At 43.5% G+C, this 15,499-nt stretch carries 14 protein-coding genes and 2 pseudogenes; 4 read left to right on the top strand and 12 right to left on the bottom strand.

Annotated features, from left to right (window positions below; all coding sequences use genetic code 11):
* Positions 1–257 precede the first annotated feature (257 nt).
* On the bottom strand, positions 258–638 hold the full coding sequence (locus ACKLNH_RS16970) for a hypothetical protein (protein WP_413113450.1): 381 nt from the start codon (positions 636–638) through the stop codon (positions 258–260).
* Positions 639–956: 318 nt separating this feature from the next.
* On the opposite strand from ACKLNH_RS16970, the pseudogene ACKLNH_RS16975 reads away from it, so the two are divergent.
* Positions 957–1,214, top strand: a pseudogene (locus tag ACKLNH_RS16975) (transposase); the annotation flags it as partial.
* A 253-nt stretch (positions 1,215–1,467) separates the two neighbouring features.
* Here the strand turns inward: ACKLNH_RS16975 and ACKLNH_RS16980 are convergent.
* Positions 1,468–1,941 (bottom strand): ASCH domain-containing protein, encoded by a 474-nt coding sequence (locus ACKLNH_RS16980; protein WP_413113451.1) that lies wholly within the window; start codon positions 1,939–1,941, stop codon positions 1,468–1,470.
* A gap of 188 nt (positions 1,942–2,129) precedes the next feature.
* Between ACKLNH_RS16980 and ACKLNH_RS16985 the strand changes: the two are divergent.
* Positions 2,130–2,405, top strand: a pseudogene (locus ACKLNH_RS16985) (site-specific integrase); the annotation flags it as partial.
* A 164-nt stretch (positions 2,406–2,569) separates the two neighbouring features.
* Here ACKLNH_RS16985 and ACKLNH_RS16990 read toward each other — a convergent pair.
* From ACKLNH_RS16990 to matP, 5 genes are all read right to left on the bottom strand, one after another.
* The gene (locus tag ACKLNH_RS16990; RefSeq protein ID WP_413113452.1) at positions 2,570–2,881 is read right to left on the bottom strand and encodes a hypothetical protein; all 312 of its coding nucleotides are present in this window, start codon (positions 2,879–2,881) and stop codon (positions 2,570–2,572) included.
* A 363-nt stretch (positions 2,882–3,244) separates the two neighbouring features.
* On the bottom strand, positions 3,245–3,739 hold the full coding sequence (locus tag ACKLNH_RS16995) for a hypothetical protein (protein WP_413113453.1): 495 nt from the start codon (positions 3,737–3,739) through the stop codon (positions 3,245–3,247).
* A gap of 548 nt (positions 3,740–4,287) precedes the next feature.
* Positions 4,288–5,001: a PilZ domain-containing protein gene (locus tag ACKLNH_RS17000; protein ID WP_413113454.1), complete on the bottom strand. Its 714-nt coding sequence runs from the start codon at positions 4,999–5,001 to the stop codon at positions 4,288–4,290.
* Between the two features lie 101 nt (positions 5,002–5,102).
* Positions 5,103–5,405: a DUF3634 family protein gene (locus tag ACKLNH_RS17005; RefSeq protein WP_413113455.1), complete on the bottom strand. Its 303-nt coding sequence runs from the start codon at positions 5,403–5,405 to the stop codon at positions 5,103–5,105.
* Between the two features lie 2 nt (positions 5,406–5,407).
* Positions 5,408–5,857: a macrodomain Ter protein MatP gene (matP, locus tag ACKLNH_RS17010; RefSeq protein ID WP_413113456.1), complete on the bottom strand. Its 450-nt coding sequence runs from the start codon at positions 5,855–5,857 to the stop codon at positions 5,408–5,410.
* 191 nt (positions 5,858–6,048) lie between these two features.
* On the opposite strand from matP, the gene ACKLNH_RS17015 reads away from it, so the two are divergent.
* Together ACKLNH_RS17015 and fabA are read left to right on the top strand one after the other, a co-directional pair.
* Positions 6,049–7,704, top strand: coding sequence for an AAA family ATPase (locus tag ACKLNH_RS17015; protein WP_413113457.1), 1,656 nt, complete (start codon positions 6,049–6,051; stop codon positions 7,702–7,704).
* 71 nt (positions 7,705–7,775) lie between these two features.
* Positions 7,776–8,291, top strand: a complete 516-nt coding sequence (fabA, locus tag ACKLNH_RS17020; protein WP_413113514.1) for a bifunctional 3-hydroxydecanoyl-ACP dehydratase/trans-2-decenoyl-ACP isomerase — start codon at positions 7,776–7,778, stop codon at positions 8,289–8,291.
* Positions 8,292–8,447: 156 nt separating this feature from the next.
* On the opposite strand, the gene rmf is transcribed toward fabA, so the two are convergent.
* From rmf to rlmKL, 5 genes are all read right to left on the bottom strand, one after another.
* Positions 8,448–8,621, bottom strand: a complete 174-nt coding sequence (gene rmf / locus ACKLNH_RS17025; RefSeq protein ID WP_413113458.1) for a ribosome modulation factor — start codon at positions 8,619–8,621, stop codon at positions 8,448–8,450.
* A 163-nt stretch (positions 8,622–8,784) separates the two neighbouring features.
* On the bottom strand, positions 8,785–10,632 hold the full coding sequence (locus ACKLNH_RS17030) for a DUF3466 family protein (RefSeq protein ID WP_413113459.1): 1,848 nt from the start codon (positions 10,630–10,632) through the stop codon (positions 8,785–8,787).
* Positions 10,632–12,563, bottom strand: coding sequence for an ATP-binding cassette ATPase Uup (gene uup / locus ACKLNH_RS17035; RefSeq protein WP_413113460.1), 1,932 nt, complete (start codon positions 12,561–12,563; stop codon positions 10,632–10,634). Before uup ends, ACKLNH_RS17030 begins: the two co-directional genes overlap by 1 nt.
* Positions 12,541–12,792 (bottom strand): glutaredoxin family protein, encoded by a 252-nt coding sequence (locus tag ACKLNH_RS17040; RefSeq protein ID WP_413113461.1) that lies wholly within the window; start codon positions 12,790–12,792, stop codon positions 12,541–12,543. The genes uup and ACKLNH_RS17040 overlap by 23 nt, the downstream gene beginning before the upstream one ends.
* Before the next feature lie 18 nt (positions 12,793–12,810).
* Complete coding sequence (rlmKL, locus tag ACKLNH_RS17045; RefSeq protein ID WP_413113462.1) at positions 12,811–14,943, bottom strand: bifunctional 23S rRNA (guanine(2069)-N(7))-methyltransferase RlmK/23S rRNA (guanine(2445)-N(2))-methyltransferase RlmL; 2,133 nt, start codon at positions 14,941–14,943, stop codon at positions 12,811–12,813.
* Positions 14,944–15,499: the final 556 nt, after the last annotated feature.

Consider the following 15,499-nt stretch of genomic DNA (forward strand, 5'->3'; position numbering starts at 1 on the left):
CCCGCAGCAAGCCCCCCCCCAAGCGCACAGCCCAGCAGCGGGCAATCAGGCAGCTCGAAGCCATCAACCCGGTACTCATTCACTCGGAACAATTCAAAGCCAGCAACCGGAGAAAGCCATGACATCCCTACTCCACAGTCACATAGAATTCCTTTTGAATCTGAGGTTAAAGGCCATTTAGCACAGATGATGAGTGATGTTTATCATGTGGGATGAAAACATCACCAAAAATTAGTGATTGACGCCATAGTCGTTTGCTATGTACATTTTTCCAACATCAACTGCCAGTCACTTTTTGATACCCAAGGCTCGTAAACCTTAACCCTATGATACCCATTTGAGGTCAAAGACGTGATACGAATATATCGCTTTCCCCAAATTGACCTTTGATACCTTAAAGCAGCCGGAATACCGAATAGATAAATATCGGCGTTATCCGTCGTCAGGTTGCTTTCACTTTTTTTCATCGTCCCTACGTATTGGAAAATAGCACCAACTAGAACTGCACCATAGGTAAACAAGTTTTGCTCTACAGAAAAGACAAACTGCATTACTAGTAATGCAGATATGCCGGCAAACAATGATGCCATACTCATAGAAAGCGCTCGGGGAAACCCCATAAACTTAATTTCTCGCATGTATAGAACCTCCTTTACTTATTGTGCTATGAAATGCGAAAAGTGCACCCGATACCTAGAATCATTGCGAGATGGTTAAAATAGATGCATGCACATAGACATATTGACCCCCACGAGGTGCTAGCCTCCAATATCGTGGATTAGCTTGACGCTAGAGCCATAATTAGTGTGTTAACAACCAAATTTGGAGGCTAGCATGAATAACGATAGTCTAATTTTCATAGACTTAGATACCCACAAGTCCTTTATTCAAGTCGCACTTCTGAGAGAAAATCGAGGAGTAAAGCCCGAGCAACTTGGACGAATAAAACCTAACAGTGGAAACATCGTACGCTGCCCACACTGAAGTTCTTGATGCTCATCTTGCAGCATGTCCTTCCCAAAGGGCTACTGCGGGTAAGAGATTATGGGTTCTTGCGAGCACAAGCACGACAGGTATTAGGCCAAATACAACTGCTGCTTGGCCTGTTTTATCAACTGCCGAGGCTTAATCCTGTCACCCGAGCGAAAGCCACTCGCCACTGCCCATGCTGTCAGCATGAGATGACCTGCGTCGGTATCTCTCGACCGAGGTAGCCGAAAGGCGAACATAATAAGGATAATGGCATGGGATAAACGGGGAGGAGTTAACACTTAAAGACCAACAGACAGCAAGTAACCATCTGATAAGACTAAACTCTTTGTCTTGTCATGACTGCGTTCGCCTTGAGAAAACCATCAAGGCGATGCCACTTCTAAATATGATCGCACAATTTACTAATATAGAGGCATCGGGCTTGTTTAACAATCGGGATTTAGCGCTGGCTTCGCAGCGTTTAATCCTTATTTGTTATATTGCGGATTGATAAACCACATGAAATCGCTCTAAAACAAGCATCATATCTTCACTTGGTTCGATATTAAGCTCTACACATTCTTGTGCAAAGAAATCCCAATGGGCTTTTCGCCACCATTCAAGTGAACGATCACCTTCGCCTTCCAAGTACGCAAAATCAGCTGAAACATCGGAGTACTTACACTCTTCTACCGAATCAATTTCAACGATACAAATAGGCTTACCATTCCAATCTGTGACGACCAGCAAGTGACCAATTGTTGGCATTGGTTCATCATCTAATTCATACCAATATTTCAGGCTACAGGTTGCTGTCTTTTGACCAATACGAATCAATTCAGCACATAAATTGGCATTATGTTCATCAGCACAAAAGTAGTCTGCGCTAAATGATTGATATTTCTTACGTTCAGAATCACTTAATGATTCAAGGTATTGATTTAGATAAATTTGTGCTTGTTCTTCCATGATATCCACTTACTATTTTTGCAATATAACGCTTGCCATAAACGGCGAGCGATTTTTGCGAGTCCAGCGCCCGCAGGGCGCGATGTTTGATGGCTTTGTTGAACGAAGCCGCTCTGCGGCAGAGTAAAGCGTAAGACCACCATACTCTTTGTAACCCATCATTCGATGGTCAACAAGGAGTCAGTACCATGAACACCACTGAACTTTCTCGCTACAACTTCCTTTATTAGCAACACCTTACCAACCTATCTCTGCAAGGTAAACGCCCTGCAACCATTGATGCCTATTCTCGTGCGGTTCGTCGGATAAGTCAGTTCTTTAACTGCTGCCCTGATACATTAACTTCCGAGCAGCTCAAGCAATACTTCGCCAGCCTGATTAAGACTCACTCATGGAGTACCGTTAAACTCGACCGTAACGGATTGCAGTTCTTCTATCGCTACACGCTCAATAAGCAATGGGAGTGACTCAATATTGTAAAACCACCAAATTGACCACTTAAAACACAGAAGCGAGTAGATACAAAATTGCCAAGCGTTTTTGAATCCAGTTGAACAATTTGTATGAAGCTATTTGCGAAACCAAATACCAAAGTCCTTGAATGCGAAGACTGTGAAATAGCGCAAAGTCAATTTGTCACGACTGCATCACCATATGCAATAACATATGTTACTTGCCACTCCGAACCTTTAGCTTGATAAGACCCAGACATTACCTTCACATTAACAACCGAATCTGCACCTTTCTCTTTAGCCGCAGATAACAAGCTTTCAAAAATATTCCCACTTATTTTAGGTATATCACCTGCAATACCTTTCTTCGTGTATTCAATGAGCCCTAAAGACTTAATTATTTCCTTCCCCGGAATACTAGGTAATGTCGTGCAGCCTTCTATTAATGAAGAGCTCTCTTCTGGTCCACCCAATCCCAAAAAGCCCATGAAATCTCCTTAATGATATTAATTGCTAATGTAGTTGGTACGTATGCGCCCTAACGCTTTACATATGGCGAGTAGCCGCATATTTCCCTAATAACGCTTTCAGATTACACTGCATTATTTCTATTAAATCAATAAATTATGTTTAAAATGTTAATCACGTAACAAGTTATGCGGCAGGTTGATAGGCAAGTGGCGGCCCGGTTTACAAATTCACATTGGGTAAGGTTTTGACACTAACCACCATGGTACTGTTTATTTGTACAGTAATGGTGTTATTACATCCATTTCTGGCAAATATGCACCAAACCTGGTTACGCCCTACCCACTTTTAGCGGTTCATCGCTATGTTTCTTCATCACGCAATTATGCATTCGAGCAAAAATAACCCAAAATACCTAATATGATAATTGGTAGATACGGAATATACACTAATGGAAGTAATGCGTTACTAAGCGTTTGATCTAACGGTGTTTTGTTTATCTTTACTTTCTCATATTTATGCACTGGAGGATCTAACGTGTACGCCTTAAACCAAGAGTTATATACTTGAAATGGTTTTATATCTTGGTATTTTTCCTCACCACGAAAGTAAGCCTCTAGCACTCTGATTCGGTATGAATTGGCATATTGAAAAGTTTTCCATTTTGCTTCTATTACCCAAAACAGAAACGCCGATAATGCAACAAAAGCAAAGAGAGTTGAGCTAAATCCACCTTTCCCTTCGTCAAAACCAAGAGCAAGTGCACCCAACGAAACCGTTATGCACCAACTCTTTATAAGCAATGCTCTATTGTCGAAGTCTTCATATGTCTGCTGAAGGAAAAGGTATTCTTCTTTTAGTTCATCCCTGATGCTCATTTTACCTCCTGTATGCAGAATCTATTAACCAATAGTATAGTAAATTGCCGGAGACTTGACTTATTTCATGGGCATCGCCCAGAGTTAGCGAGTCAGTGATATAATAGGTGACTCGCTGATGTTTCAGCTTGCACCAGATCTAAACTCACCGACACAGACTTAAACGCCAAGTCATATTTTGAGTGCCTTCACTTCTGTTAATGCTTATTCTTATTATTCCTTAGTTGTCAAAAAAGCGCATGATAAGTAACTTCGCCGGTCGGAATATTATTGGCTAGCGATAGGCCAATACTTATTTTGGGGGAAATTTGAAATCAATATCGTGCAAAGGAAGGAAGCCGCTTGCGCGGTACGGTGTTTGGAACCGTTTGGTGAAATCAACAGGCGATTAACGGCAACTAACCTACTCTCTCGCACTAAGACTAAAGTCTCAGTGCAATTAGGTAAGAAACAGTTAATATGGTTACTAAATTGAAAGTGTATTTCCGTCATTGAGTGACTCAACGCTAGCCGACATTGCTGTTGAGTTACTCGTTTTTTTGTTCCGTTTAGCTGTCTGTAAATGCCAGCACACTACCGTTATAAGTGAGTTGCGACATTAAATGTTTCACGCTGCTCTCACCTTGTTCGTCGAGTTTCACCCCAGCGCGGATTTCCATGTTGTTCTCTGTCAGGTTCATTACTTCGCCCGTAAAGGTATAAACTTGCCGAGTTGATTCGTTAATGACCTTAACCTTTATTTCATCATCAACAACAAATTCACAGTGAAGTCGGTTAACAGAGAGTCCACATCCATGCATAGAGAGATCGGTGACGGTTATCGGAACTTTCTTATTGTGTCTTAGCGCAATACCTTTCAGTGACGTGCTATAGCGGGATTCACTACGTAGTGTTTTCATTGTGACCGTAAAAGGTAACTCTATCGCCAATAGGCCTAGGCTATCAACGTATTGAACAATTTTGGATTTGAATGCTAGCTTGGCGCCCTCACCTTGGTCACAAATGGTATTCACCTGTACCCAATACCCTTCATTAAGAAAGTACCGTTTGTCATTGGGAGAGATGTCGGGAATACGCAAGTATATATGCTGCTTAAAATCACAGCCGATCAAGCTAGACTTACAACGAATTTTCTTACCCAAAGCGGTAGTTATTGACAGTATCATCTCCGTTGTTAACGATACTAATTGCAAAGCTTCGGCACCTCTTAAGTACTTCAGCTCATCATTACTTTCCAACTGTTTTGTCGCTAACTGAGACACAAAAACCTCATTATTGCACCGCTTAATTTACTGTTTTTTCTCATGAAAATTCTATTTATCATGAACTTAAATGTATCAACATCATGTGGTAGAGCTTACAATTAGGCTCGCTTTCCAGGTTTTAACTTACTTTGATGGGGAAAAACATTACGAATACGCTGCTTTACCTTACTAGGCACTGATTTTGAGAATACGATTTTGGTTGTAAATCGATTTTTATACACCTTAATCGTGCCGCTAAAGGGCTGCTTATGGGCAATCTCTTTACTATTTTGCAAGAAACCTCCCGGTATTTGCCCTTTGCTCTTGATCAACTCACCATTATTGAATTTCAAGTAAATGATGGGACGATCGATAAAAATAAAAAGACAAACCGCAAGTGCGAGAACGGCGACATATAACATTGCTACTCCTCATCCATCTTTAAAAGTTCATGTAGGTCGTTCTTAATATCAACAACCCGCTTAGATGCTCGATTAGACTCTGTGATAAGATACTCAATTGTTTCAGAGAGGGTTGAGCCTAGCTCTGTCGATTTATCTGCAAGCATCTTCCAAACCTTGTAGTCCAAATCAATTGATTTCTTGCGCGTGTGCTCCTGCTCAGCGTTAAAATGGCGTTTACGCTTTGCTCGGATAGCCTGCTTGAGCTTATTTTCAATATCTGTAGAGATGTGAGTATCTATCCAATCCAACACATGCGTTGGTTCGTGCTCTAATGAGAGCAGTGTCTCTACCGCAGCTTGATCTTCACTGGTATCAATGTAGCGAGTAATGTGTTCACCATCGCGATGTTTTTTAACAAGGTACGTCCACTTCCAACCGGCTTCTAGATTTTCAAGCTGTTGATATTTCATTTTTATTATAATCCTTTTCGTCACATCATCACTGTTACAGTGTAATGCATTATTAAGTATAGTTACAATCTCCGCCCTTATAGTTTCACGGTATTCTGTTTCACTTTGTGAATTGTCTTGGATTCGCTACTTAATTTTCAAGAAATCCTATATACTTCCGAGCTTTCTTACGATATACAGCGAACCAGAACATGCAAGACAATCATTGGTTGAAGTTTGAACCGAATTACGCCCCTCTAGATGATGCATTGAGTAACGGTGCACGTATGCGCGATGGGTTTAGACAACGTCTGCAACCAAGGCTGTCTGATGCTATAAAACGTTTCTGTTCCTTGACATCGCAACCAAGAGCGATGCGCATCACAGCGCCAGAAAATCGAATTTATCGTGGCGAAATACTTAACTTAATAAATGCAACGTCAAATAAACCGGTTATTGCACCGGATTATATTAATGAACGTACACTATTAGGTGCAGTCACATTAGACGACCAGCAAGCAATACATACGACCCCCGGTTTTCTGCACCAAGCTGATGGCGGATATTTATTATTGCCAGCGACTCAGCTTCTCGCGTCGCCGCAACTTTGGCCCATACTGAAAAGTACCATTAACGGTAACCCGCTAAGTTGGCGTGCCGCGAACAGTAAGCAGCACCTCATTTTGCCAGAACCCGTCGAACTTAACGTTAAACTGATCATTTACGGTGATAGAGCTTTAATGGCGGAACTCGAGAGCTTAGAGCCTGATCTATTTACTGGCATATGGATGTACAGCGAGTACGAGCAAGACATCGCGTTAACAGACGCTGTGCTTCCTGCTTATCAAGCAATGGTAGATGATTGGTGTCAAACGCTATCTATACCGCAGATTAATGATAACGCCGCCTGGAAAGCACTCTTTCGAGCAGGATCACGAGAGTGTGAAGACCATGATAAAGCCCCATTGTGTCCCCTATGGCTTATTGGTGTTCTCAGTGATGCCGCGCTAGAGAGCGAAGTTAACGCCATTACAGCACAGGCGATTAAGCTCGGACAAATTGCCAAAGAGTACCGTGAATCTTACCTGCCAAATCGTGCATTAGAAGATATCCATGGTGGGCATGTCATCATTGATTGTAAAGGTAGCGAAGTCGGCCAAATTAACGGCCTGACGGTGGTTGAGTTGCCAGGTCACCCTAAAGCGTATGGCGAGCCAGCGAGGATCTCTTGTGTCGTGCACTTTGGCGATGGTGATATTTCAGATGTAGAGCGTAAAGCCGATATGGGCGGTAATATTCATGCAAAAGGGATGATGATCATGCAAGCCTTTATTAGTGCTGCATTGGATTTACAGCAACCCTTACCCTACTCTGCATCCATTGTTTTTGAACAGTCATACTGTGAAGTTGATGGTGATAGTGCATCATTAGCTGAGTTATGTGCCGTTGTAAGTTCACTAAGTAAAGTGGAAGTTAACCAACAAATCGCTGTAACAGGTGCCGTCGATCAATTTGGTCGAGTACAGGCGGTGGGTGGCATAAATGAGAAAATTGAAGGATTTTTCCATGTTTGCGCACATCGTGGGTTAACTGGTTCACAAGGTGTTGTTCTGCCTCACGCTAACATCGTTAATTTATGTTTGAATGACGAAGTACTGTCAGCCATAAAAGCGAACAAGTTCCACTTATGGCCTGTTAAAGATGTTCATCAAGCATTGCCATTATTAACCGGCATGCCTTTTGATGGAGAGAAGCACGAAGAGACACTACTAAATAGAATAGGCCAGCGTATTGATTCTTTTCATGATGGCGAACACCCACCACGCGGGGTGTTATCACGGATTCTAAACTGGTTTGTCCAGAACTGATCCGAGTTGTTTGGCGTACACGTGTACGCTAAATTGGCATCATAATTTTTAGGGAGTTACAAAAGAAGATGCTGATGAAACGCCAATCATTTGAGTACGAGGATTTAGTTGCGGCTGGAAAAGGAGATCTTTTTGGTCCGGGACGCCCTCAATTGCCAACGAACAACATGCTAATGTTGGATAGAATCGTGACCATTACAGATGAAGGTGGCGACTTCGGTAAAGGCTTCATTCATGCAGAGTTAGATATTAAACCGGAACTATGGTTCTTCGATTGCCATTTTGAAGGTGACCCTGTCATGCCAGGCTGTCTGGGACTGGATGCAATGTGGCAACTTGTTGGTTTCTTCCTCGGTTGGAATGGTGGCACAGGTAAAGGCCGTGCATTGGGTGTTGGTGAAGTGAAGTTCACTGGACAAATCCTACCAACAGCGAAAAAAGTCACCTACGAAATTCAGATGAAGCGTGTAATAAACCGCAAACTGATTATGGGTGTTGCCGATGGTCGAGTGTTAGTTGATGGTAAAGAAATTTATGTTGCCAAAGATTTGAAAGTTGGATTGTTTGCCGATACTTCATCTTTCTAATTGAACACTAATATTTTGATAAAAGCCGCCTTTTTTATAGGGCGGCTTTTTGTTGTGCTCACGATGTAATTGTTGATTGGTTCTTGCAAACAACACAAGTTATAGTGCGCTAGATGGGCAAGTAAAAAGCCCCTTGGGGGGCTTTCCTGAGGTTAATTACTTATAGAGACCAGTTTGCAGATCGCTTCTGGCTTCCCGCCAACCACCGAGCCATTGTGTTCGGGCATCTAGTGTTTGATATGGACAACTTTCTTGAGAACGGCCGTTAATACCTGCTTGGTAACCGCTTTTTTGGGCGCGCTCTAAACGATCCCGTTTTTGTCTCTTCATAGATTGTTCCTCATCCTTACAATGCGTGGTGCATCACTACTGTTACGTAATGATGGAGTTTTTGTGACTCCAGTTATAAGAATTAGTGAAACAACGCTAGAGGTCAACAATAATCTCGTCCTAACGGTCATTTTGTGAGCGTGGACGAGATTATTAGCTGAGTTTACTTACGTCGGCGTAAACCAAGTAAGGCAAGCAACGATAGCGCACCCCACCCTAAGCTACCTCCGCTACGCGAGACAGACTCACTTTCTGTTGGGCGCTGTTGAATACTTCCCGCGGTTGACTTCGGCACTAACGTTACTGAAACCAATGACTCAGACGTACTACAAGTGGCGTTTTCGGCCAGTGAATCGTATCCACCTTCACACTTAAGTGCTGAGGCTACAATCACCCCTTGATCGTTGATGTCAGAGGCCTGAGCAATACGGTAGTGATTAGCATTACCATCGACCTCACCATCGTTTATAAGGTCATCTAGGAGCCAAACTGGCGTGTTTTCAAAGATCTCGTTATTACGTTGGTTATCTGTCGCATAACGATAGATATAACCGCGTTGTCGGCGTGGACGCCCGGATATTTCGTTAACACTTTCAACGTCAACCCAGCCAACAATTTCATCGTAGTTATTAATCGCACTTGCAAAGTTATTAGAACCATTAAAGAACAGCGATGAATCAGACGTACCTAACAACTTTGCATCTGCAGAGTCGTTGGTCAGATCGTAAACAAAGCTCTTATTTGGGTATGTTCGGCGCTCTGGAAGCTCATTCTTCGCATGGCCAATGACTAGACCATTATTATTCACACCAACGGCCATAGTGAAAAGACGAATAGCATCTCGACCAGAGAAGATATCAATCCCTGGTATAACCTTTGTTTCCCACTGTGCTGTATTCAATGCGTTACCATCAAAATCAGCCTTTGGTGCGAAAACCGCCGCTCTAGCGGCAACAGCAACACCATCTCTATCGTAGTATTGTGTTGTGTACCCAACCCCATAAGGTAACGGTGTGCCAGAGTTATCGGCATCTACCATTGCAACGCCACGTGCAGACGCTTGTGCTGCACGATCAAGGCGGATACCACTACTGTTCCAGTTTGGCCAGCCATCAACCATTGGGAAACCAGCATACGACCCATCAGGGTTTTCAGTCCACACATAGGCTTGAGTGACAAAGCTAAGGTTGTTACACGCAAAGCTGTCTACACCTAGCGTGCAACTATCCTTGCCATCTTTATCACTGGCAAAGTTAGAACCAAACACCGTAACTGCACCAGAGCCCACATAATAAGACTGGCTACCATCTGAAGCACCATCAAAGGCACTGGTGTGGCCATGGGCTTGAATTTTATCGATACTCTCGCTACTTGGTGGGAGCATGACAGGATCAACACCCGGCTTAGTAATAAAACCACGCTTAGCAAATTGACGCGGATAATTACCTTCGTTATTTGCGATGAACGCAGCGCTGGTAATACCAACAATTTCGCCGTCATTTACGATAGCGTTAACAACGCTATTGGTCGACTGGCCCTCGTCACCTGTGATGGCATCGAGTTCTAGCGCGGCTTCGTTACCAAAAGCCGTTGCGTTCGACTCATAGCCGTTAAACCATGCATTCCGCTCAAGCGCCAAAGCATCCCACTGCTCTTCGCCCCACGTCGTACAGGTACTGTAGCCAAGAAACTCATTACAATAACTACGTAAGTCCCAATCTTCGTCAATATCGAATCGATAAAAACCCATATACGCGACTTCATCACGGTATGGCACACCCATGCGCCCACGCAGTGACTCAGAAGCAGTGAGTGGAGATTGTTGACTACAGTCATTTTCAAAACAGTTGTTGTCAACGACATTGTCTATAGGACCAACGGCACGACCATAAACCGATACATCACTTCCAATTCCAACTTCAACGACATCGTAAAGTGCCGCGTTTGCGTGTGTGGCTGCAGCGATTGAAAGTGCCAATGCACTGAGCTGTAAAACATACTTATTTGACATTATTGTCCCTTTTGCATTGCCTCTAACTCTTCCCAGCGTTCGAACGCTACTTCAAACTCTTGTTCAGCTTCCGTCAATCGTGACAGTGTCTCTTTAGTGTCACTGTCTGACTTCTGGAAAAAGGCAGGATCATTAATTGCTTCCTGCAAGAGTGCAATTTCATTTTCTAATTGTTCAATTTTTTCCGGCAAACCATCTAGTTCACGTTGTAACTTATAAGACAGCTTTTTAGAATTCAGTTGGGTCTTTTCTGCCTGCTTGGTCGCTTTTTTCTCGTCAGCTAAGCGTTGTTTCTCTCTGCGCTCGGCTTCCTGCTTCGCGATCATGGCAGCGGAGTTAGCACGCTGCTCTTGAGCATCATGGTAACCACCTACATACTCATCAATTCGACCCTGACCTTCAAATATCCATGAACTTGTCACAGTATTATCAACAAATTCACGATCGTGGCTGACCAGTAATAATGTACCCTCATAGTTGGCAAGCAATTCTTCTAAAAGTTCCAACGTTTCGATATCTAAGTCGTTTGTTGGTTCATCCAAGACCAATAAGTTACATGGTTTTAGGAACAATTTGGCCAATAATAAGCGGTTTTTTTCCCCGCCTGAGAGTGCTTTTACAGGTGTTCGTGCGCGTTTAGGGTGGAAAAGGAAATCTTGCAAATAACCCAAAGCATGGCGCGTACGGCCGCCAACGGTGACCTCTTGCTTACCATCCGCAAGGTTATCCATGACTGTTTTTTCAGGATCCAATTTTTCACGATACTGATCGAAGTAAGCCACTTCTAGCTTCGTTCCGCAGTGCAATTTCCCTTCGGTGGGTTGTAGTTGGTCTAGCATGAGTTTCAACAGTGTACTCTTACCACAACCGTTTGGACCGATCAGAGCAATTTTGTCACCGCGCATAATCGTAAAGCTAAAATCATTTACGATCGGCGTATCGCCATAACTGTACTTTAGGTGCTCTGCCTCAAAGACAATTTTACCCGAGCGAGTGGATGTATCGAGATTAATATTGGCTTTGCCCATCACTTCCCGGCGTTCACTGCGCTCCCGACGTAATTGTTTAAGTGCACGTACACGTCCTTCATTACGCGTTCGACGTGCTTTGATGCCCTGACGGATCCACGTCTCTTCTTGTGCTAGCTTTTTATCAAACTCCGCATTTTGCTCTGCTTCAACGCGTAACAACTCTTCTTTGCCGTCGAGATACTTATGATAATCACCAGGCCACGACGTCAATTGTCCACGGTCTAGATCAACGATGCGGGTCGCCATCGACTGAATAAATGCCCTATCGTGAGAGATAAACACAATGGCGCCTCTAAACTCTTTTAGATAGCCTTCTAACCACTCGATAGTGGTGACATCTAAGTGGTTCGTCGGTTCGTCTAGAAGCAGCACGTCCGGTTCACAAGCCAATGCACGTGCTAATGCTGCTTTACGCTGCCATCCCCCAGATAAGCTATTTAGTGGCGCTACACCATCAAGGTTAAGATCTTCCAATACTGAACTGATCTTAGTGTCGATACGCCATGCGTCAGCTAGGTCAATTTGCTCTTGTAAACGGGCTAGTTTGTTAAAATTTGATTCAGTGGCTTCTGTCGCAACCAGATCCAACATCGCATGATATTGAGTGAGTATGTCGCCCACATCAGCCACGCCCTGCGAGACATACTCAAAAACAGTCCCTTGAGTTCCTCGCGGCGGATCTTGCTCTAAGCGCGAGACTTTAAGATCCTGCATCAATTGTATCGAACCATCATCAAGCTGAATCTGACCATCAAGAACCTTCATCATGGTCGATTTGCCTGCCCCGTTTCGCCCGACTAAACAGACGCGCTCACCAGGTTGCAGAACAAATTCCGCCTTATCCAGCAAAGGATGATCGCCAAACGCCAACTGTGCGTTACTTATTGTTACTAATGCCATGTAATTTTAACCAATCTGCAAGTACCACTGAATCGAAAGGCCAGTTCAGTGATACATCTTGAGTATGCTTTAATTGTATAACAGGGATTGTGACCCCGTAACGAGAAAACAGTTCATCATCAAAAGCGATATCGACGATCTCTGTCTGAGAAGAAACCTCAGCTTGAACAAGGAGGCTATAAGCCTCCTCACAAAGGTGACAGCCTTCCGTGCTGTAGAGTATTAGCATTGCTTCCTGCGCCACCATTTATATGTGTTTTACGATCCAACAATTATGAATCTGCTTATTACGCGCAAAGTCTTGCGGCAACGTTTGAGAAGAAATATTCTCAGCCTGTAAACCTAACGCAGATAAACGTTCAAAGTCCATCTTAAAACCGCGTTTATTGTTTGAGAAAACAATTGTTCCGTCTTTACGTAATAGACGTTTCAGGTTTTCCATCAACATGATGTGATCTCGTTGAATGTCAAACGATTGCTGCATACGCTTCGAATTTGAAAACGTTGGTGGGTCAATAAAAATAAGATCATATTCGCCATCAACCTGCTGCAACCACTGCAAACAATCAGCTTGAATGTACTGATGCTGCGAACCAACTTGACCATTCAATGCCATGTTTTGCTGAGCCCAGCGCAAATACGTGTTGGACATATCAACGGTGGTGGTACTTTTTGCGCCGCCAACGGCTGCGTGCACCGTTGCTGAGCCGGTATAAGCGAATAGGTTTAAGAAGTCTTTGTCTTTCGACATCGTACCCAGTTTACGGCGGGTAATGCGGTGATCTAAAAATAGCCCTGTATCAAGGTAATCATATAAGTTAACTTCAAGCTCAACATTATACTCTTTCACTGTCATGGTTTTTTGCGCTTGGGACAGTTTCTCATACTGCTTCGTCCCCTTTTGACGCTGACGAACTTTGAGTATGACATTGTTGGGATCAACACCTGTCACCTCGATCGTTGCGCGCATAATATCCATCAGACGTAAACGGGCTTTTTCTTCTGGTACCGATTTAGGTGCTGCATATTCTTGAATAACGATATAGCCGTTATACCAATCAATGGCCGCATTGTACTCCGGTAGATCAGCATCATATAGGCGATAACACTCTATACCTTCACGCTTTGCCCACTTGGTAATTTTTGCTTGGTTTTTCTTTAAACGGTTAGCAAAATCAGGAGCAATCTCGGCATTTTTCACCTCTGCTACACCACTTTCAGTGTCGCGTTTTACTGCGCCACCGGTAATGAGGTAGCTTTTCAATACTGCATCTAGCGCACCATTGGGCAGTCTATATTGCTTATCTGCACGCATGCGAAGACAGCTTAATAGTTCATTCGATGATGAATAGATCGCTGCAGTACAACCAGAGAAAGCGATTTTTAGGCGGTTACCTAGATCGGTATAAAGCTGAATCAACGCAGGCGTGGTCCCCAGACGTTCACCGTAAGGCGGGTTTGATAATACAACACCACCAGTAAAGCCTTCAGGCGCCGTCAGTAATGAAGCATCTTCTACTTTAAAATCGATTAAGTTCTCAACACCGGCACGTTTCGCGTTCTCACGAGCGATGGACAAAACACGTTGATCCACATCGCGACCATAAAATGACGTTGTCACTTTATTTGGGCCACGACGAGACTTCACTTTGGCTTCAGCTAGTACCGTTTGCCAAATCGTCTCATCATGCGATTTCATCGCTTCGAAGCCCCAACGGGTACGTTTTAGGCCAGGCGCAATATCGGCTGCCTTCATTGCAGCTTCGATTAACAATGTGCCAGAACCACACATAGGATCTAATAATGGTTTATCCGATGTCCAGCCACTCTTAACCACTAAGGCTGCAGCGTGAGTTTCACGTAAGGGTGCCTTACCCGCTTCAGTACGATAGCCGCGCTGGTGCAGGCCACTACCTGCCATATCTAAACCTAAGATTCCCTTATCGCGTGACAAACGCATATGAATTCTTAAATCTGGTCGCTCACGATCAATATCTGGTCGAGGCAAGCCCGCTTTGGTAAAACGGTCAACGATGGCATCTTTAATTTTTAACGCACCATACTGGCTATTTCGAATCTCTCGGTTCGTGCCATTGAAGTCAACCACAATACGTGTTGATGCACTAAATTGGCTTGGCCAATCTATTGCTGACGCGCCAAGATAAAGTTCAAGATCGTCCCGGACACTAAATTCACTCAAAACATGAATAATACGTGACGACAGGCGAGACCAAAGACAACAACGATAGGCTGTTTCTAAGTCAGCTTTAAATCGGACACCTGCACCGACGACATCCACTGATGTCGCGCCAAGCTGGGTAAGCTCGTCTGCAAGTAAATTTTCAATACCACGAGATGTGATGGCTAGATACTGATTCATGATGTTATTCGTTTAACAATGTTGAGCTGGATTATAACTGAATAGTGACGGATTAGCTTATTGAATCCAGGCCTTTTCTACCACTGCCGCCATTAAATGGGCAATAAATCGCCGTGATGACACGCATTTACCCCCAACAGACCTCAACAGATAGTGCGCATATGGAAACAATGTGGCCCAATCACCAATTCCCCTACTTTCCGCAGGTAAACACTCACTTTCACTACACCCTCGATAAAACTTACCGAATCAAATTAATTCCAAGAAGGAACTAATCTCCATGGGCACCTCACGCCTTGTAATAAAATTACAACCTCGGCATAAATAGGGAAAAACAACCGCTAAATTGAACCTTTACTTCATTGATTTGGCTGATTTTCATACGGTATACGCACAAAAGTCTTAAGAAGAAAAATCATTGTTGATGTAAATTTGTGAGTTATATCACGAAGTAAATTTAAGAAAGAGAGAGGCGTTGTTCGCTTTTTAAGCAAAACAGGTTGTGTTAACGCAGGTAGGCACGCAAAAAAAAGACTTTAAGCCTTACACTTAAAGT

Source organism: Thaumasiovibrio clandestinus, assembly GCF_047250365.1.
In the GTDB taxonomy this organism is placed as follows: domain Bacteria; phylum Pseudomonadota; class Gammaproteobacteria; order Enterobacterales; family Vibrionaceae; genus Thaumasiovibrio.